Annotated in this window: 20 protein-coding genes and 2 tRNA genes; 12 read left to right on the top strand and 10 right to left on the bottom strand. The window is 66.7% G+C overall.

All coding sequences use genetic code 11. From position 1 onward, the window contains the following. Window positions 1–148: 148 nt before the first annotated feature. The 7 genes from ACH0BU_RS05655 (at window position 149) to ACH0BU_RS05625 (ending at window position 5817) form a co-directional block, all read left to right on the top strand. Entirely contained in the window at window positions 149–2251 is a 2103-nt protein-coding gene (locus ACH0BU_RS05655; protein ID WP_296218810.1) for a M13 family metallopeptidase, read from the top strand. A gap of 228 nt (window positions 2252–2479) precedes the next feature. Further along, window positions 2480–2800, top strand: a complete 321-nt coding sequence (locus ACH0BU_RS05650; protein ID WP_125944749.1) for a DMT family transporter — start codon at window positions 2480–2482, stop codon at window positions 2798–2800. Between the two features lie 35 nt (window positions 2801–2835). Further along, entirely contained in the window at window positions 2836–3357 is a 522-nt protein-coding gene (locus ACH0BU_RS05645; protein WP_296218811.1) for a phosphoribosyltransferase, read from the top strand. A 98-nt stretch (window positions 3358–3455) separates the two neighbouring features. Further along, window positions 3456–3872: a cupin domain-containing protein gene (locus ACH0BU_RS05640; RefSeq protein ID WP_046411395.1), complete on the top strand. Its 417-nt coding sequence runs from the start codon at window positions 3456–3458 to the stop codon at window positions 3870–3872. A gap of 265 nt (window positions 3873–4137) precedes the next feature. Continuing rightward, window positions 4138–4211, top strand: a tRNA-Gly gene (locus ACH0BU_RS05635). A 168-nt stretch (window positions 4212–4379) separates the two neighbouring features. Beyond that, entirely contained in the window at window positions 4380–5201 is an 822-nt protein-coding gene (locus ACH0BU_RS05630; RefSeq protein ID WP_500263856.1) for a S1/P1 nuclease, read from the top strand. A gap of 106 nt (window positions 5202–5307) precedes the next feature. Continuing rightward, on the top strand, window positions 5308–5817 hold the full coding sequence (locus ACH0BU_RS05625; protein WP_500263855.1) for a CinA family protein: 510 nt from the start codon (window positions 5308–5310) through the stop codon (window positions 5815–5817). A gap of 26 nt (window positions 5818–5843) precedes the next feature. Here ACH0BU_RS05625 and ACH0BU_RS05620 read toward each other — a convergent pair whose 3' ends face one another. After that, a complete protein-coding gene (locus ACH0BU_RS05620) occupies window positions 5844–6503 on the bottom strand; it encodes a uracil-DNA glycosylase (protein ID WP_296220304.1) in 660 nt (219 codons plus the stop codon). A 23-nt stretch (window positions 6504–6526) separates the two neighbouring features. On the opposite strand from ACH0BU_RS05620, the gene folK reads away from it, so the two are divergent. Next, entirely contained in the window at window positions 6527–7033 is a 507-nt protein-coding gene (gene folK / locus ACH0BU_RS05615; protein ID WP_296220302.1) for a 2-amino-4-hydroxy-6-hydroxymethyldihydropteridine diphosphokinase, read from the top strand. Continuing rightward, window positions 7024–7099, top strand: a tRNA-Lys gene (locus ACH0BU_RS05610). Before folK ends, ACH0BU_RS05610 begins: the two co-directional genes overlap by 10 nt. Window positions 7100–7222: 123 nt before the next feature. On the opposite strand, the gene ACH0BU_RS05605 is transcribed toward ACH0BU_RS05610, so the two are convergent. The 6 genes from ACH0BU_RS05605 to ACH0BU_RS05580 are packed head-to-tail and all read right to left on the bottom strand — an operon-like array spanning window position 7223 to window position 12325. Beyond that, window positions 7223–8410 carry a ThiF family adenylyltransferase gene (locus ACH0BU_RS05605; RefSeq protein ID WP_125944756.1) on the bottom strand — a complete coding sequence of 396 codons (1188 nt, stop codon included), beginning with the start codon at window positions 8408–8410 and terminating at the stop codon, window positions 7223–7225. Further along, window positions 8385–9056 (bottom strand): multiubiquitin domain-containing protein, encoded by a 672-nt coding sequence (locus tag ACH0BU_RS05600; RefSeq protein WP_125944757.1) that lies wholly within the window; start codon window positions 9054–9056, stop codon window positions 8385–8387. Before ACH0BU_RS05600 ends, ACH0BU_RS05605 begins: the two co-directional genes overlap by 26 nt. A 20-nt stretch (window positions 9057–9076) precedes the next feature. Next, a complete protein-coding gene (locus tag ACH0BU_RS05595; RefSeq protein WP_125944758.1) occupies window positions 9077–9967 on the bottom strand; it encodes a P-loop NTPase family protein in 891 nt (296 codons plus the stop codon). Further along, window positions 9964–10656, bottom strand: a complete 693-nt coding sequence (locus ACH0BU_RS05590) for a hypothetical protein (protein WP_125944759.1) — start codon at window positions 10654–10656, stop codon at window positions 9964–9966. Before ACH0BU_RS05590 ends, ACH0BU_RS05595 begins: the two co-directional genes overlap by 4 nt. Continuing rightward, window positions 10653–11534, bottom strand: a complete 882-nt coding sequence (locus ACH0BU_RS05585; RefSeq protein WP_125944760.1) for a 3'-5' exonuclease — start codon at window positions 11532–11534, stop codon at window positions 10653–10655. Before ACH0BU_RS05585 ends, ACH0BU_RS05590 begins: the two co-directional genes overlap by 4 nt. 53 nt (window positions 11535–11587) lie before the next feature. Beyond that, window positions 11588–12325: a hypothetical protein gene (locus ACH0BU_RS05580; RefSeq protein WP_296220296.1), complete on the bottom strand. Its 738-nt coding sequence runs from the start codon at window positions 12323–12325 to the stop codon at window positions 11588–11590. Window positions 12326–12559: 234 nt separating this feature from the next. Between ACH0BU_RS05580 and ACH0BU_RS05575 the strand changes: the two genes are divergently transcribed. After that, window positions 12560–12907, top strand: a complete 348-nt coding sequence (locus ACH0BU_RS05575; protein WP_241212523.1) for an ArsR/SmtB family transcription factor — start codon at window positions 12560–12562, stop codon at window positions 12905–12907. 60 nt (window positions 12908–12967) lie between these two features. On the opposite strand, the gene ACH0BU_RS05570 is transcribed toward ACH0BU_RS05575, so the two are convergent. The 3 genes from ACH0BU_RS05570 to ACH0BU_RS05560 form a co-directional block, all read right to left on the bottom strand. After that, window positions 12968–13483: a type II CBASS E2 protein gene (locus ACH0BU_RS05570; protein ID WP_296220293.1), complete on the bottom strand. Its 516-nt coding sequence runs from the start codon at window positions 13481–13483 to the stop codon at window positions 12968–12970. A gap of 104 nt (window positions 13484–13587) precedes the next feature. Then, window positions 13588–14739 carry a nucleotidyltransferase domain-containing protein gene (locus ACH0BU_RS05565; protein WP_296220291.1) on the bottom strand — a complete coding sequence of 384 codons (1152 nt, stop codon included), beginning with the start codon at window positions 14737–14739 and terminating at the stop codon, window positions 13588–13590. A gap of 1 nt (window position 14740) precedes the next feature. Next, a complete protein-coding gene (locus ACH0BU_RS05560; RefSeq protein WP_296220289.1) occupies window positions 14741–15775 on the bottom strand; it encodes a CBASS cGAMP-activated phospholipase in 1035 nt (344 codons plus the stop codon). A 108-nt stretch (window positions 15776–15883) separates the two neighbouring features. On the opposite strand from ACH0BU_RS05560, the gene ACH0BU_RS05555 reads away from it, so the two are divergent. After that, entirely contained in the window at window positions 15884–16204 is a 321-nt protein-coding gene (locus ACH0BU_RS05555) for a helix-turn-helix domain-containing protein (RefSeq protein ID WP_296220287.1), read from the top strand. Then, window positions 16204–17055, top strand: coding sequence for an ImmA/IrrE family metallo-endopeptidase (locus ACH0BU_RS05550; protein ID WP_296220286.1), 852 nt, complete (start codon window positions 16204–16206; stop codon window positions 17053–17055). Before ACH0BU_RS05555 ends, ACH0BU_RS05550 begins: the two co-directional genes overlap by 1 nt. The last annotated feature ends 87 nt before the right edge of the window (window positions 17056–17142 follow it).

Below are 17142 nucleotides of genomic sequence, written 5' to 3'. Positions count from 1 at the left end.
CGTGACGCGGCGGCGGACCATTGGTATCTGTCGACGGGACATCACTCGTTCAGCTTCTGTCACGCTGGCGCCGGCTAATGCGTCTGCATCCACATCGACCGACATAAGCGCCGCGGATGATAATCGCGGTGCCAAGGGAGTTTATTTCTTGACGAAAAAGCACATTCTTCTTGCTGCCGCCGGGTCTCTTGTCGTGTTCGGCACCCCCGCGCTCAGCCGCGGTACGCAGGGCCAGTCGCAGACCGCGCCCGCTGCCGCTTCGGCAAACGCACCCGCAGCGCCGGCCGCCGCCGCCGAAAGCTATGGCGCCTGGGGCTTCGACATTGCCGGCATGGACCGCAAGGCGCGCCCCGGCGATGACTGGTTCCGCTTCGTCAATGGCAGCTGGGTCGACAAGACTGAGATCCCGGCGGATCGCTCCTCCTACGGCGCCTTCGCGGTATTGCGCGACCTGTCGGAACAGCGGCTGCGCACCCTGCTCGAAAGCTATCGCGCCGACGACGCTGCCAACCCTGATCGGATGAAGGCGGCGATCCTCTATCGCGGCTTCATGGACGAGGCCGCCGCTGAAAAGCTGGATGCGAAGCCGCTGGTTCAGCGCCTCGCCGCGATCAAGGCGGTGAAGGACAAGAACGCCATGGCGACGGTCATGGGCCGCTCGATCGGCGGCTTCGGCGCCAGCTTCTTCGGCCCGGGCGTGTCGGATGACGCGAAGAACCCCGACACCTATGCGCTCTACCTGCGCCAATCGGGCCTCGGCCTTGGAGATCGCGACCTCTACGTCGATCCCAAGTTCCAGTCGCAGGTCGCGCGCTATCGCCAATATGTCGCGCAGATGCTGACCATGGCTGGCTGGCCGAACCCGGAAAAGGCCGCCAACGACGTCGTGGCGATGGAAACCAAGCTCGCGCAGGCGCACTGGACCCGCGCGGAAAGCCGCAACCGCGACAAAACCTACAATCTGATGACGCTGACCGAGCTCAAGGCGCTGGCGCCCGGCTTCGCCTGGGATCCGTTCTGGCAGGCCGCCGGCATCGGCAAGGCGGAGCGCGTGATCGTCGCGCAGAACACCGCCTTCCCGGGGATCGCAAAGGTCTATGCCGACACCAATCTCGACACGCTGAAGGCGTGGGAGGCCTTCCGCACGGCCGATGCCATCGCGCCGCTCCTGTCGAAGCGCTTCGTGGACGCGCATTTCGACTTCCGCTCGAAGTTCCTGAACGGCCAGCCGCAGCAGCGCGAAAGGTGGAAGCGCGCAGTCGCCTTTGCCGAAAACGGCATCGGTGAGGGCATTGGCCGCGATTACGTCGCGCTCTACTTCCCGCCTGAATCCAAGGCGAAAATGGACACGCTGGTCTCCAACCTGCGTGGCACCTTTGCCGGTCGCATCCGCAATCTCGACTGGATGAGCCCGCAGACCAAGCAGGAAGCGCTCAAGAAGCTGGAAGGCTTCAGCGTCAAGGTCGGCTATCCCAGCAAGTGGCGCGATTATTCCGCCCTGCGCATCGTTCCGGGTGACCTCGTCGGCAATGCCGAGCGGGCCGCGCGGTTCGAATGGGATTACCGCCGCAACCGCATCGCGCTGCCGGTGGACAAGGCCGAATGGGGCATGACCCCGCAGACGGTGAACGCCTATTACAACTCAGTGAAGAACGAGATCGTCTTCCCCGCCGCGATCCTCCAGCCGCCGTTCTTCGATCCCAAGGCGGATGACGCGATCAATTATGGCGGCATCGGCGGCGTGATCGGTCACGAGATCATCCACGGCTTCGACGATCAGGGCCGCAAGTCGGACGGCGCCGGCGTGCTGCGCGACTGGTGGACCGCGGACGACGCGCGCAAGTTCGAAGCGCAGGCGGCTCGCTATGGCGCCCAGTATGAGGCTTATGAGTTCGAGGGCCTGCCCGGCCTGCGCATCAACGCCAAGGCATCGATGGGTGAGAATATCGCCGATCTGGGCGGCGTGCTGATGGCGCTCGACGCTTATCATGCATCGCTGGGCGGCAAGCCGGCGCCGGTGCTTGACGGGTTCACTGGGGAGCAGCGCTTCTTCCTCGGCTGGGGCCAGGTCTGGCGCACCTTGTTCCGCAACGAGGCACTTCGCCAGCAGCTCGTCAGCGATCCGCACGCACCGGGCCAGATCCGCGCGGTCAATCCGCTGCGCAACATCGACGCCTGGTATGCCGCGTGGAAGATCACGCCCGACCAGAAGCAATATGTCGCCCCCGGCGACCGCGTTCGCATCTGGTAAGACGTCGCTGATCGGGTGCCTGTCCCCGTCCTGCCGCTATGCGGTGGGACGGGGGCAGCCCCCCTTCCCCCTAGCGCGCGACGTCGCGCTACTCCGGGCTTTACGCGCGCGCCCGACAAGCTTATCGCGCCATCCGCTTCGTGACCCATGTGTCCAAGCCCACGCTGTCCGGCCTCTTTCGGGTTTCCGGCCGACACGTCCAATTCGAGCCCGCATCAGGAGAAATCTATGGCGTGGCTGATTCTGGCTGTTGCCGTCGTGACCGAAATCATCTGGGCCTTGAGCCTGAAATGGGCCGCCATGCAGGCCAGCCTTGCCGCTTCGGCGATCCCGATTGCGCTCAGCTTCGTGAACATGGGCCTGCTCGCGCTGGCGATGCGAGGCCTGCCCGCGGGCACCGCTTACGCCGTGTGGACCGGGCTTGGCGCCGTCGGCGTCACCATCTTCGGCACGCTGATCTTCAATGAAAAGGTCAACGCGGTGCAGATCGCCTTTATCGCGCTGATCATTATCGGCGTGGTCGGAACCAAGGCCTTTGCCGACAGCTGATCGCCCGGCGACACTTTCATCTACGCGAGGCACTTGTGCAGCCGATCTACACCTTCATCAGCCATGACGACTTCGTTGCCGACATTCGGGCGCTGGCGACAGCGCTCGCGATGTCGACCGACTGGCAGCCGACGCTGATTGTCGGCATCGGCCGCGGCGGCCTGGTGCCGGCCGTCTACCTCAGCCACGCTACCGGCCTTCCCATGGCATCCTACGATCTGTCCGCGCAAACCCCGCAGGCGGGCGATGATCTGCTGACCCGCCTCGCCGCTCGCACCCGTGACGGCGAACGCTTGCTGTTCGTCGACGACATCAACGACACCGGCCGCACGCTCGGACTGCTGCGCACCTGGCTAGACGAGGCCGGCGCTCAGCCCGGCTCGGTCCGTTTCGCCACTCTGCTCGACAATGAAGTGTCCGCTCAACAGGTGTCCTACCGCGCCCGCGTCATCGACCGCCGCGTGGTCAAGGACTGGTTCGTCTTCCCGTGGGAAGCGGTCGCCACCGCAGACGCAATCGCACAGGATGCCGCCGAGATACCCGAACGCACCAGCTGAAGCTCTCTGGCATCCGTCCTGCGGCACCAGTCGCGGCGCTCGCATCCCTTCGCTTCCCTGCGCGTTTGGGCGGCATTGCGGCATCGAAAGGACCGGGAATGGCGATCTTCAACAAGGACATGATCGAACTCGCGACCAAGAACGACCTGTGGCAGAAGGAGGTCTATCGCGATCGCAAGATCCAGGTCGTGCTGATGAGCATTCCCGCGGGCGAGGAAATCGGCCTCGAAACCCACCCTGCCGACCAGACCACCTTCATCGTCGCCGGCGAGGCGCAGGTCACCGTGGACGGCCACCGGACCAAGGCGACCGCGAACCACATGGTGGTCATCCCCAAGGGCGCGGAGCATAATATCATCAACAAGGGCAGCGGCGCGCTGAAACTGTTCTCGGTCTACGCGCCTCCCGCCGAACCGGAGGGCGCCGCCTTCAAGACCAAGGCGGAAGCGGAAGAGGCTGAAAAGGGCCTCCTCGCCAAGGCCGCCGACAAGGTAAAGGAAGCCGTCGGCCGCTGATCCGAATGCAACGGCGTCGCCTTCGATCCAGCGGCGCCGTTCACCCGTCACACCGTTCCGCCGAACCAACGCTCAGGGCTCTACTACCCCACCGCCCAACCTCCTTCTGTGGCTTCCACGCCCGTCCGCCAACTGGACTCATTCCGCCACGAAGTCAGCGGATCCACGTTGACGACCCACCCCGAACCGTGGCACTTGCTCGCCCGTCGCGAGGCAGTTCCAGACTGCGGACGCGATCAGGCATCAGCGGCCAGCCGCTGGTCAGGCGGGTGTAGCTCAATGGTAGAGCAGAAGCTTCCCAAGCTTACGACGAGGGTTCGATTCCCTTCACCCGCTCCAGCCGCTCATCTGAAAAGCGCGCACCAGGTCTAGCCTTCCAACGTTGATCCACCGGGACGAGCAGGCACGATCCCGGGCGCTTCCCGGCCGCTAATATAATCGACGCCGCGTTATCCCGCCGCCCGTCAGATAGCGGCCGTTCAGCTTCGCGCCGCTATGCGCGCGGCGATGTTGACGCGTATCCTGATTACCGCCGGCGCGCTGCTGGCTGCCTTCCCCGCCCTCGCCTGGGGCGCCGACGGCCACCGCATCACCGGCGCTATCGCCGAACAGAATCTGAGCGGGCTGGCGAAGGCCAATGTGCAACTGCTGATTGGATCCGAAACCCTGGCGGAGGCTGCGACATGGCCGGACGACATGAAGTCGGATCCCGCGCCGTTCTGGCAGAAGACGGCCAGCCCGTGGCACTATGTCACCGTCGCCCATGGCGACGCCTACAAGGCGAGCATGGCGCCACCCGAAGGCGACGCGATTACCGCGCTCGGCGCGTTCACCGCAACGCTGCAGGATCCGGCGGCGTCGATCGAGGACAAGCGCACCGCGCTGCGCTTTGTCGTTCACATCATCGGCGACCTGCATCAGCCGCTTCATGTCGGTCGCGGTAACGATCGCGGCGGCAACGATACGCCGGTGGCCTTCTTCAACCGACCGACCAACCTGCACTCGCTTTGGGACTCTGGCCTGATCGAACAGAAGCAGCTGTCCTTCTCGGAATATGCGAGCTTCCTCTCGCGCGCGATCACCCCAGAGGATGTCATTGCCTGGAGCGATCCGCGCCCGGACACCTGGATGACCGAAAGCGTGAAGCTGCGTGAGCAGATCTACCCGCAGGACCCCAAACTCTCCTGGTCGTACGCCTACCAGCATCGTTCGGCACTCGACGGCCGCCTCAAGCAAGCGGGCATACGCATCGCAAGCTACCTGAACTGGCTGTTCTCGCCGGGCGCCCCCGACAAGTCGCCGCATTCATCATCGACGATCGCGGAATAGCTGCATCGGATCAGCCGCCGAGCGGGCCATACGTTAATCGAGGTTTGCGCTTGCGCTCCCACTCGCGGATGGTGGGTCGTGTCGCCCCAACAACGAAGGCTCTTCGATGCTCCACGCCCTTCACCCGCTCGCGCAACAAGCAGCCACGCTGCTGACCCAGCGACGCCAGACGATTGCGGTCGCTGATGGTGCAACCGGCGGGTTGATCCTGGCAGGGCTGCTAACGGTACCGGGCGCGACGCGCTTCTGCCGCGGCGGGGGCGTCATATATTCGCTGAAGGGGCGCGACATCCTGCTCGGCCTGCCGCGTGAAGCGCTGACCGGCATGGAGTCCGTCACCGAAGCCTATGCGCTTCTCCAGGCGCGAGGCATCCGCGACCGTTTCGGTGCCAACTGGGGCATCGCCGAAACCGGCGCCGCCGGCCCCGATCAGCATCCACGCGGTGCGCCGACGGGCCGCAGCTGCATCGCAGTGGTGGGGCCGGACGTCGCGCGGGCAATCACGGTCGACACCGGATCGCCCGACCGCATCGCCAACATGGAGGCGTTTGCCCGGACCGCCCTCACCTTCTTCGTTGACACGCTGAAGGCCGCACCCGCCCCAACGCCCGTCTGACGGTGCCCGCGACACCGCTACCAGTCTCAGCCGTCGCGGCAGGCCAGCGCGCGTTCAAACACCGCCTCGAACATCGGTGCCGTCAGGCGTCCGGTGTTCTGGTTGTAGCGCGAGCAATGATAGCTATCGATCAGCAGCCGTCCGTCCGGCATGCGATGTTCCGCCAGATGGCCGAACTTCGCCTTCGGCAGCCGCCCGCCCAGCGCTTTCACCGTCGATTGATGCGCGATTTGCCCCAGCGCGACGAACACCTTCGCCTTCGGCAAAGCGGCGATCGGTGCTTCCAGGAACGGGCGGCAGGTGCGGATTTCCTCCGGCGTCGGCTTGTTCTCGGGCGGCAGGCAGCGGACGGCATTGACCAGCATCGCCCCGCGAAGCTGCAGGCCGTCATCAGGCCGCGCCTCGAAGGTCCCTTCGCTCAACCCGTATTTGGCGAGCGTTGCGTACAGCAACTCGCCCGCATAATCGCCGGTGAAGGGGCGACCGGTGCGGTTCGCGCCATGCTTCCCCGGCGCCAACCCGACGATCACCAGCCACGCATCGGGGTCGCCGAACGCTGGCACCGGCGCATTCCACCAACCCGGGTATTCGCTGCGCAGCGCGTCGCGGAAGGCGGCGAGGCGTGGGCACAGCAGGCAATCGTGCGGCGGTTCGGTGGCTGGCAAGGCAGAGGGTGCGTGATCCATCGCCGTCCGATAGGCGCAGTGGCATGACGCGCTCAACCTATGTCGTGGGAATCGGCTCAAACCGGCGCGGGCGACATGGCTCCCCTACCGCGGAGGTTGCCGCCGCGCTGGCCGCGCTTCCCGGCCGCCTCGTCGTATTTGCCCCGATCATCGTCACTGCGCCGCTCGGCCCCTCGATCAGGCGCTTTGCCAACACGGTCGCCGTGATCGAGAGCGATTGCGCGCCCGGCGACCTCCTCCGCCGCCTTAAGGCGATCGAGCGGGCCTTCGGTCGCCGGCGTGGACAACGCTGGGGCGCGCGGGTGATCGATCTCGACATCCTGTTGTGGAGCGGGGGCAGCTGGGCAGAACCAGGCCTCATCATCCCGCACGCCGCGCTTCGCACCCGCGATTTCGTTCTGGGCCCGCTGGTGCGGATCGTGCCCGGCTGGCGCGATCCGATCAGCGGTTTGACCATGCGACAGCTCAATGCCCGGTTGACCAGCCGCCGCGCTCTGCTTAGGCGCAGCGGCGCTGGTGCGGGTCCGTAGCTCAGTCGGTAGAGCAAGCGACTTTTAATCGAGAGGTCCCGGGTTCGAGCCCCGGCGGACCCACCAGCATCCCCCTCGATCCCGCTGCGGCGCGATAACATTGTCACAACGGCGCTTTAAGTGACACGGGCGATTCCAAGCGTGCAGCCGCGGCGCTCCAGCGATCACCGCCGCAGCTGCCAGGCGCGCCTAGTGGCGGTCGTCGTTCACGATGTGATTGCCGTCGATCGCGTAGGTCGAGAAGTGCTCGGCCTCGGTGTCCATGTAGAAGCCGTAGAGCCGCTTCCACCTGATCACGGCCAGCGCGGCGTTCAGCGCGTTCAGCTCGACCACCTGGATGTTGGTCTCGTAAGGGTCGGCGGCCGGGTCGGCAGCCAGGGGGATCCGGCGCCTGTCCCACACATGATCCCGCATCGTCGGCGTGCTCGTGGTCACCCGCACGATGCCGGTCAGTCCACCATCCGCCGCCTGCAAACCCATGCCGACGTCGATGAAGCCGACGCCGCGATCCTCCAGCCGCTCGATCAGCGGGCGCTTGATCGCCGGCTCGTCCAGGCAGAGGAAGACGAAGTCCATTCGATCGAGCAGCGACAGCGTCGCGGGCCCCATCCTCATTCGATGGGGGACGATGCCGCGATGCAGCCGCGAATAGATCCTATCGAAGTGATCGACCTTGGCGCGCCGCTCCGCGAACTCGTCCAGCGCGACGGCGCCGGGGGTCCTGAAGGCGTTGTGCTGCAGGAACTGGTCGTCGTCGAACAGGTGGATGCGGCTGACCGGCGTCTTGCTGACGAAGTCTAGCACATAGCCGCCCGTGCCGCCCAGGCCCACGATCCCGATGGTCTGACCGGCGATGCGCTCGGACAGCCTGCCGATCCCGCTGCGCGGGGTGGCCGTGTCCACATAGTGGAACGGCGATTCGCCGGCACCGGCGGCTACGATCCTGCCCGTGCGGGCCGTGGCGGTGGGGTCGAGCGCCGCCGCATGAGCAGATATCTGCTCCACGAACGTGACCATCTTCTCGTGATAGTCGACGAACTCGCGCCCGATCGGCCTGCTGCACAGCAAATGATCGACGATCAGGCCGCCGCCGAGGTCGCGTCGCTGATGCTGGGCATGAACCATGTTGACGAGGGGGCGGCCCTCACGGTCGCAGGGAAGGGCGCCGCCGAACCAGGCTTGATGATCACGCGGCGCGACCGTGCGATCGCCGGCGAGATCGAGGCGCGACACGAGATGACCTCGGCGAACCCGCCGATGACGATCAACGTAAGGAACGTCGCGCACGACTAGGAAGCCGGCAACGATGGCCACGTCGTAGCCATCGCCGACAAGGCGCCTGAGGTCCGGGCTACGACTTGTTCGTGGCGCTGACATTGAACACCTCGCCGCGGCGGACCTTGATCGCATCCTGCGACAGCAGCGAGCCCTCGGGACGCTCGGGCGGCCCGCGGCGGTAGGTGACCGTCAGCGCCCGACTTGAGGCGCTGGCGAGGTCGGTCCCGGGAAAGGCCAGGCCGACGAGATCCTCGAAGGTCACGTCCGGGCGTTCGAGCAGCACCTGCCGCCCGTTGATGACCACCGGCACGGACGAGCGTTCCGGCACCGCGTCGCGCGCATCGATCTGCGGCGGCCAAGGCGTGGTGAGATCGACGACCGACCCGCGGCGCAGCGGCTCGGCATCGCCGTTCATATAGAGGTCGACATCCTCGCCAATGCCGCCGATCGCGCGGATATCGCTCTCCGTGATCGCAGGTCCGCCCCAATCCCAGACGAGCCCCGCCACACGCAGGTGATGAACCGTGGTCCCGCGGAAGGTTCGGAAGGCTGGACGGGCGTCGGGCACCAGCTCGAGGTGCCAGTCCTTCGCGACGTGAGCGGCGCGGCCGCCGTCGATGCGGACGACGATCCCCTCGCCGCCAATGCCCGACAGCTCGAGCACCTTGCTCATCGCGATGGTGGCTGCGGTGACGGACACCACCTTGCCGTCGATCTCGATCGAGAATCCTTCATCCTTATTCATCTTCTTCTCCTCTTCTTCGATCATCCGAGTTGGGTTTCGAGCCACTGCCGCGCGGCGGCGTAGATGCGGGAGGTCGAGCTCGCGCCCTGCAGACGGGAAAGATACGCGATGCCCTCCTCGGCGCGTGCGCCGACGCGGTCGATTACGCCGAGGTCGACGGCAGCCTCGGCCAGCACCTCGGCGAGATGCAGCGGCACGTCGCGGCCGAGGGGAGGCCGAAGCTCCACGGGTCGGAGCAGGCGCTGGAGATGCGGGGTCAGCGCCTCCGGCTCTTGACCCTGGATCATCCAGTTCACGTGCCGCAGATCGACGGTCGCACCGCACGCATAGTCCACCCAGCGGCCGGCGGTCTCGGGATCGATCATGCGCGCGAGCTCGGCCTGGGCGGCGGCATCGAGCGCTTCGACGCCGTAGACGCTGACGACCGGGTTGGCGCATCGCGAGACCGCCATCGCCAGCACGGGAGCGGACGGCAGCACGAGATCCGGTCCGCAGCCGCTCGGCCGCAGCTGCTCCATGCCCAGAGGACCGCCCACCGCCACTCCGACGTGCGGCAGACCCGCCAGGTCGGCGATCCGCCGCGCCACGTGCGTGCGCCCGACGCCTGCGGGGCCGCGAAGCAGCAGCGGCGGGAGGGCGAACCAACCTTCCCCGGTCCCGGCGAAGCGGGCGAGACCGCACCCGACGGCCGCACGCAACTCCTCCTGCCAGCCGAAGCCGAGATCGAACGTGAGCCGCTCGCGGTCTCGACCCGAACCGCCGCGCAGCTCGAGCGCCGTGCTCAGTCCCAGTGGAGACGGCTCCCCGGCGAAGCTCTCCGCGATCACCGCGGACGCACCGGCCGAGACGTTCGGGGCGATTGCCGTAGGACGGTCGCGCCCAGGATCGTGATCCGTGCCGACCATGTTCATTCCCCCCTCCAGAACCGGAGCGGGCGGCGACCGCCGGACGCCAGGCCGCGGCGCTTCACGTCGGCTTCGGTCTCGCGCATGCCGGCGATGATGACGCGCTCGAGCGCGACCGGCCCTTCGGTCTCGACGATGCCCCGGAAGTCGCGGAAGCGGGGCTTCTGCCAGCGCAACCAGTCCAGCACCCGCTCGCGCTCCCACTTCTCGGAGAAGCGCATGACGAAGAACGGCTGGTCCTCGTCACCGCTCTCCAGGGACAGGCCGGGCCGCTTGTTCTTCGGGTCGAGCACGAACAGCTCGACCCGCTCGTGCAGCCTGCAACGCTCCTCCGCCTTCAGGCGAGCCGTCTCCTCCGCGATGGCGGCCTGCTCTGCGTCGCGTTCCGCACCATCGATCACGACCGACGTGACGGCGTGCTCGCCGAACAGGCAGGCCAACCTCGCCCAAAGTGCCCACTGATCCGGCCGCGCGGCCATCCAGTCGAACACGCACCGCGCCCGCTCGGGCCCGACCTCGCCGCTCCACACGGCATCGCGCCTGCCCGCCTCGCCGGGCACGGCGCGCACGAGCAGCACCGCGCCGCTCTCCGCGTCGAGTGCGGGCCAGCAGCCCTCGCCGGCATCGGGCGCCTCCGTCAGCACGTGGCTGCGATCGGCGGCCCGGTGGCCGCGGCGATGGCCGGCGGTGGTCACAGGAACCTCGTCGTGGGCGAGATCTCCTCGAACGTCGGGCCCAGCGCCCTCGCCGAGGTCGAATAGACGTTGGCCGCCAGCCAGAACTCCTCGCGCACGCGCTCGTCGTCCCTGACCTCCGTCCACCAGGTCTTGCGCGCAGGGTCCCAGCGATAACCACGCGAGCGCAGCAGATCCTTGACCGAGAAGTCGGCACCGACCGCCCGCACCACCCAGCTCGGCCTCGCCGAACGCTCGAGCAGATCCGCCAAGGCCGTCCGCCCGTCCTCGAACGGGTGGCGCAGCAGCTGGATCACGGCGTCCACGTCGGCACCCGCGCGGTGGCCGTCGTGGAACCAGCCCGCCTGACACAGGAGGAAGCCGAGGCTGCGCCCGTCGAAGCCGCGCCCCCGCCAGTCGATCTGCTCCATCGAGCACGCCCATGCGAGACCCTGCGCACCGTCCAGCCGCCGCTCGACCCAGCGGCGGTCGAACCGGCTGTGGTGGGCGATCACGACGGTCGCGGACCGCAACAGGCGCGTCGCGGCCTCGTCATCGATGAACCGGCCGGCGACGTCCTCGTCGCGCAGCCCCGTGAGCGCGGCGATCTCCGGCGGGATCGGCTTGCCCGGATCCTCGGTCCATTCGTAGGGCCGGTCGATGTGGGTGATGACGCCCTCATCGTCATAGCGGAACCGGCGAGCGGCGAGCTCGATGATGGCGTCGCGCTCGAAGTCCAAGCCGGTGGTCTCGACGTCGAGCACCAGCCCAACATGCGGGCCCTTGCCTGCGCCCTCACCGGTCGGGCCCTCCTGCACGTCGAGCCTGTGCAGGATGCGGACGGACGAATCGCCGCCTTCCGCGGGCGCGACTTCGCACCCGACGTTCGAGAACGACATGGTTGCCTCCGTATTCGATTGTGGTGTCGGTCGTCTGGTGCGCTCGCCCGGGATCAGGACGGCAGGCGCTGCTCCACCGTGATGTCGAGACCGGGGAGCATGGCGGGGCGGCGCCGGCGGCCGGCGGCGATCAGCGTGTCGACGACGGCGGGCGGCACCATGCCCATCGTCGCGGGGCAGTCTGGGTCGAAGCCGACCCGGATCTCGGCCTGTCCCGCCGCCGCCGAGCCGAACCGCGCGCGGATGCGCTCGCGAACGACGGCCGCCGACGGCGCGACCGACGCGTGGAAGGCGTGGAGCAGCTCGCCGCCCCGGGCGATCACGACGACCGCACTGTAGAGGCGCAGCCGGCGACTACCGGGCGGACCGCTCGCGATCCCTCCACGCTCCCCGCCGAGCCACGGGCCGCCGAGGTCGTCGTCGCCCGGGCTGTCAGCGAGCAGGGCGTCGATGCGAGCCGGCGCGGCGTCCAGCCCGATGGAGAGCCCGTGCAGCAGGACCGCGCGCATGCAGTCGTCGCGCTCGAGACAGGCCTCGATCGCCGCGGCTCCGCGGAACAGCCGGCGCGGGGCGAGCATCCAGGCCACGGGATCGTGGGCGATCCCCTCACGCTGGAAACGGGCGCCCGCCTCGGCGGCGACGAGAGCGAGACGGGTCAGCCCCCGCCGCGAGGTGGCGACGATGCCGTCGTTAGGCTCGTCCGCATCCAGGGGATCCTGGTAGTCGATGTCGCTGGTCGGATAATCGACCCGCATGGCGCCATGATCCGCGCCCAGAGTGATGGCGTTCATAGCCCTACTCCCAGTCGCCGGTGGTTCTGACGCTCACTCGCCCGGCCTTGGCGACGGATGGCCGGACGGCGACGATATGGATCCGTCGCTTCCTATTTCAACCTTTCTAGTAACAACGAAATATATTTTGATGGTTAACGCTCGTTTCACGAGTGTGGCCACGCCGGAACGGCTTGCGGAGGCTGTCGCTTCGACTATTCTAGAGGGGTGGAAAAGATGAAAGCGATCGAGGTGATGAGCGCGCTCGCGCAGCCGACCCGTCTGGAGGTCTTCACCCAGCTCGCCCGCGCGCGGCCGGACGGCTTATCCCCTGGCCAGCTTGCCGAACGCATCGGCACGCCGGCGAGCACCATGTCGGTGCACCTGACCATCCTGTCCCGCGCCGGCCTGATCTCATCGACCAAGAAGGGGCGCAGCATCATCTACAAGGCGGAACCCGACGCGATCCGCGATCTGGCATTGTTCCTCATGCATGACTGCTGCCTCGGCTGCGCCGACGTGAGCGAACCCGATCCCAGCAGCATGGACTGCTGCTGCGGGGAGCGGGTCCGTTCGCGCCTGGGCGACAAGTCGATCGGCTAGAGACAATGATCGCTGGGTCAACCGAGGCATCAAAGCCGCCGGCGACCACCCGCCGTAAGCTCAGGCGTTAAGCAGAAAGGGCATGCTCCGGAGCAAGGGCGCCTCCACTCTGCGATGTCGGCCAGGTTGGTTTTCGGACAGTTCCGGGCTCGCCGTCCGCGGTGCAGGATCTTCGTGAAGCCATTCGTCGCCGCCCCATACGCCGGTGACGTGCCACATCTCGTAATAGTAGAGCCATTCCGCCGCCCAGGGGACGATCGAGTCCGCCAGCAACATCCAGTCGTTCCAGTCGCGGCTCCGCGGATGGAAGAGGCAGAGTTCGGCACCACGCGGATTGTCGTGGCCGCCATAGAGGTGCGGCACCGGCTCATGCGGCGCCTCATCGCGGCGCGACAAGGGGGACAATACGCGAACGCTGGGCCACCGACTGACGAACGCGAACCGGCCATCGTCGGCGCCGCGATGATCAACTATTCGGACGAAATAGGCCTCCGAAACCGGACGCAGCTCGCCCTCCCAGATCGTCACCCAGGGAAGATCGAGCACCGGGCGCAAACCTGGGAACTTATCGGCCATCGCCTTCGCCTGCATCCCGGACAGCACTTCCGCGAACCTCGGACGCCAATTTGTTGAGCCGGCCGTGTAAAGCGGCTCAGACCAACAAACGCCCGGGTTCCGGATCACCGCGCGGGTTCGCCGTAGAAGCGATGCGTCGGCGCCGCGACGCTTCCGGCGGGAACCGCCCCGGCGAAGCTCACCGCACCTGTCTTTCCGGCGGCGAACTGGCCCGACCGGCTCTGCGCGGCGGCTCGGTCCAGTGCCTGCTGGAAGCCACCGCGCGCCGCATTCTCGCCGAACAGGTCCTTTAGGATATCGAGCTTGCGCACCTGAGTGCCGTCGGCACGCGCAAGCTCGTCGAGCCGCTCGGCTAGAAAGACGAGGTCGGCGGCGAAACGATGGTTGGATCCGCTCTTCCTCGGCCAACGGTCGGACAGCACGTCGTCGCGGCACGCGGGGTTCTCCACCCGAAGGTTCGCGACCGATACCTCGCGGGCGACATGCAATGCGGTAGAGCGCAGGTCCGTAACGAGGCCGGTGCCCTGCGGGGCCTGAGCGGCGAGGCAGGACAGCAACACGGACGGACAGCGGTCGTAGCCCCCGCGATCGCAGCGGATGTCGCGGAAGCGCTTGAGCAGCTGGATGGCGAGCAGCCGGTCAAGTTTGTGTTCGGCCGGGGTCTGCTCCGGCACCGGCACCACCTGAGCCCGGGTGGCGCGGGTAGCGATCACGCTGCGCGGGCGCACGCGCCCGTCGAACCAGCGGGCGAAGCCCTCCGGGTTCGCCAGCGCATGGTCGGGACGCTGCGGGTGTCGATCGAAGATCGTTATCACACGCGGATCCCTGAACGGCACCAGCACCGCCGGCGTCACGTCCAGGTGCATGTTGGCGTAGCCGAGCGTCACGCAGCGCTTCTTGATCTCGCAGGTGGTGAACTTCAGCCGACCCTTGCCCTGTTCAAGCGACCGCGCGACGAGGCGCAACACCGCCTCTGGATCCGACTGCGGATCGAGCGCCAGCTCGAGGAGCAGGTCGATGTCGTAATCCTCTCGATCGTCATAGGCCGAGATCGTCGATCCCATGCGGAACGAACCCTGCGGATAGATCACAGGGCTGTAGGCCGGGAAGCCGCTCTCGTGCTCGTCGAGATAGCGGCTGACCGCGTCGAAGTGCCCCACTGCCTCCTTGTAGGCAGTGGGCGTGAGTTGGATCCGCCGGGCCACGTCGGCGAGCAGATCGTCATAGTATCGGTCGACGGGCGTCGAATGCAGCATCTCAGTTCCTCTCGTCGATGTTGGACGGGACGAACGGCTCCCGCGTGCCGATAAAGAAGCATTTCTCGAGGATCGGCAGCTGCGCCCGAGCGCTGGCTCGTCCCATCTGCACCAACGTCTCGACCTTGGATGCATCGTCCAGCGAGACGAAGCCGGGCTCGACCATGGGGTTGATGCGGTGAAGGTGCGGATTGGTATGCGGATGGCCGAGCAGCAGCTTGGCCGTCGCCTGACTGAACCGATCCTGCCCTTGGAACATCAACTCCAGCAGCCACTTCACATCCTTCATGCCGACCACCTCCTTGACCGGATGGAGGGTGTCGGTGCAGCCGAGCGACAGCATACGGACCTGGTCCATCTGCCAGCACAGGATGCTGGCCGCCTCGATGGCCGCCGAACCCATGGGGTTGTTTGCCCAGATGCCGCCGTCGAGCAGGTGCGAAGCACCCTCAAAGCTGTGCGCCGGAAGGAATGAAGGTGCAGCCGCGGTGGCGAGTGCGGCATCGACCGCGAGCCGCTCGTGATCGACTCGGAAGCGCTCGTGATGCGCCGTCTTGAAGACGTAAGGGCCGCCATGGGCGGAGTCATAGGCGGGGATCACCAGCCGCGTCGTGCTATCGCGGATCCGGCGGGTGCCGAACACCTCCTCGAGTGCCCTGCGCAGCTCCGCGGCTTCATACTTGACGGTGCCGACGTGGCGCGCGGTGCGCCGGAGGCCACGCCACTTCGCTCGCAGACCTGCGAGCGGTCCACGCAGTGGCGCCTGGTCGAAGATCGTCGGCCCCCGCTCCACGTAGAAGCGGCAAATCTCAGCCGCGCTGAGTCCCAGTCCAAGTCCAAGCGCGATGATGCCGCCAGTGGATGTGCCGGCGATGAGGTCGAACTGATCGACGACGCGCTTGCCGGTTAGGCGCTCCATCTCGGCGAGGAAGGCAGCAGGGAGCGCACCCTTGAGGCCACCGCCGTCGATCGCGAGGATCCGCCGCGGAAGGTCCGCTGCACTCCTTTTCACCGCGTCCGACTCGTCGACCATCATCAGCCCTTTCCTACATGGTGTAAGATATAGTGAACGAGAAACGTCTTGTAAACCAGCGCGCACGTAGCGTAAGATTCATCAGACGGCGCCGGTTGGTGCCGGGGAGGTATGAGCTTGTCACTTGCCACGAAGCTGAAGGAGCTGCGCACGCGTAGCCGGCAATCGCTTCAGCAGGTCGCCGACGGAGTTGGCGTGTCCAAGGCGCACATCTGGGAGCTCGAGACGGGCAAGAGCCGCAATCCCGGGATCGAGCTGGTGCGAAAACTCGCCGAGCACTTCTCGGTCACCATCGCCTATCTGACCGATGATGCCGAGGCCGAGGAACGCGATCCGGCGGCTCTCCAGTTCTTCCGCGAGTTCAGCGGTGACCTGTCGACACGGGATTGGGAGACGCTCCGAACCGTCGCGGCGAGCCTCAAGGACCGGTGATGGTCAACGAGGCGCTGCTGATGGATCTCGCCGATTGCGGATCCCCCGAGCGCCTCCTCGCGGTCATCCTTGACCACCATCGCGACTGGAGGCCGCCAGTGGATGTCGAGACGTTCGCGCTCAACGTCGGTATCCTCGAATTCCGCGACTTGGAAGTCGACGGGTTCGTAGGCGCGCTGATGACGGACCTCGAGAAGACGAAGGGCATCATCCTGTCCGCCGTCGGGATGGCCGCGCCCAGACGCCGATTCACGATCGCCCACGAGCTAGGGCACTTCCTGATCGCCGCCCACCGGGGCGACAAGCGCTGCACGGCCAGGGATCTGATGGAGCGCGGACGCGAGACGCTCCACCAGAAGGAGGAGGCGCAGGCGAACCGCTTCGCGGCCGGCCTGCTGATGCCCAAGCCTTGGTTTGCAGCGCAAACGGACGGCATGGGTTCACCCGACGTTGGCCATCTGCGCCCGCTCGCCACGACCTACGACGTCAGCTTGGAGGCGGCAGCGAACCGCTATGCGGAGCTTTCCGGTGAGACGTGCGCGTTCGTCTTCGTCCGCAACGGGCGCGTGCGGTATGCGCGTCCTTCCCGCTCGTTTCCATCGCTCGTCCTGCGTGCAGGCGATGTTGCGCCGACATCATCGTCGACGCGCTTCGGCGGTGGTTCATGGGACCGCGCCGATCCCTCGGACTGGATCCGGCCGGAACGCAGTCGAGCACCCGATCTGCGCATGCAGGTTCTGGACCAGGCTAACGGCTTCCAGACCGTGCTGCTCCACATCGACGCGGACGACGAGGAGGAGGCCGAGGAGCAGGACGATCTCGCGCAAAGCTACCGTGCCCGTTTCCGCTGAATTCGATCCGCTGATGGATTAGCACCAGAGCGTATCGGGCGACGGAAGGATCGGTCAGACCCGATGGATGTTGATCATCAGGATCAC

The organism is Sphingomonas olei, from assembly GCF_045369765.1.
GTDB lineage: Bacteria > Pseudomonadota > Alphaproteobacteria > Sphingomonadales > Sphingomonadaceae > Sphingomonas > Sphingomonas panaciterrae.
This window is presented reverse-complemented; position numbering and strand designations above follow the sequence as displayed.

Coding starts and splice junctions, on each gene's coding strand:
- ACH0BU_RS05625 (WP_500263855.1), top strand. CDS start 5,308: ATGCTCCACGCCCTTCACCCGCTCGCGCAACAAGCAGCCACGCTGCTG.
- ACH0BU_RS05555 (WP_296220287.1), top strand. CDS start 15,884: ATGAGCTTGTCACTTGCCACGAAGCTGAAGGAGCTGCGCACGCGTAGC.
- ACH0BU_RS05575 (WP_241212523.1), top strand. CDS start 12,560: ATGAGCGCGCTCGCGCAGCCGACCCGTCTGGAGGTCTTCACCCAGCTC.
- ACH0BU_RS05640 (WP_046411395.1), top strand. CDS start 3,456: ATGGCGATCTTCAACAAGGACATGATCGAACTCGCGACCAAGAACGAC.
- ACH0BU_RS05600 (WP_125944757.1), bottom strand. CDS start 9,056: ATGAATAAGGATGAAGGATTCTCGATCGAGATCGACGGCAAGGTGGTG.
- ACH0BU_RS05560 (WP_296220289.1), bottom strand. CDS start 15,775: ATGATGGTCGACGAGTCGGACGCGGTGAAAAGGAGTGCAGCGGACCTT.
- ACH0BU_RS05605 (WP_125944756.1), bottom strand. CDS start 8,410: ATGTCAGCGCCACGAACAAGTCGTAGCCCGGACCTCAGGCGCCTTGTC.
- ACH0BU_RS05550 (WP_296220286.1), top strand. CDS start 16,204: ATGGTCAACGAGGCGCTGCTGATGGATCTCGCCGATTGCGGATCCCCC.
- ACH0BU_RS05650 (WP_125944749.1), top strand. CDS start 2,480: ATGGCGTGGCTGATTCTGGCTGTTGCCGTCGTGACCGAAATCATCTGG.
- folK (WP_296220302.1), top strand. CDS start 6,527: ATGACGCGCTCAACCTATGTCGTGGGAATCGGCTCAAACCGGCGCGGG.
- ACH0BU_RS05620 (WP_296220304.1), bottom strand. CDS start 6,503: ATGGATCACGCACCCTCTGCCTTGCCAGCCACCGAACCGCCGCACGAT.
- ACH0BU_RS05570 (WP_296220293.1), bottom strand. CDS start 13,483: ATGGCCGATAAGTTCCCAGGTTTGCGCCCGGTGCTCGATCTTCCCTGG.
- ACH0BU_RS05585 (WP_125944760.1), bottom strand. CDS start 11,534: ATGTCGTTCTCGAACGTCGGGTGCGAAGTCGCGCCCGCGGAAGGCGGC.
- ACH0BU_RS05580 (WP_296220296.1), bottom strand. CDS start 12,325: ATGAACGCCATCACTCTGGGCGCGGATCATGGCGCCATGCGGGTCGAT.
- ACH0BU_RS05630 (WP_500263856.1), top strand. CDS start 4,380: ATGTTGACGCGTATCCTGATTACCGCCGGCGCGCTGCTGGCTGCCTTC.
- ACH0BU_RS05595 (WP_125944758.1), bottom strand. CDS start 9,967: ATGAACATGGTCGGCACGGATCACGATCCTGGGCGCGACCGTCCTACG.
- ACH0BU_RS05565 (WP_296220291.1), bottom strand. CDS start 14,739: ATGCTGCATTCGACGCCCGTCGACCGATACTATGACGATCTGCTCGCC.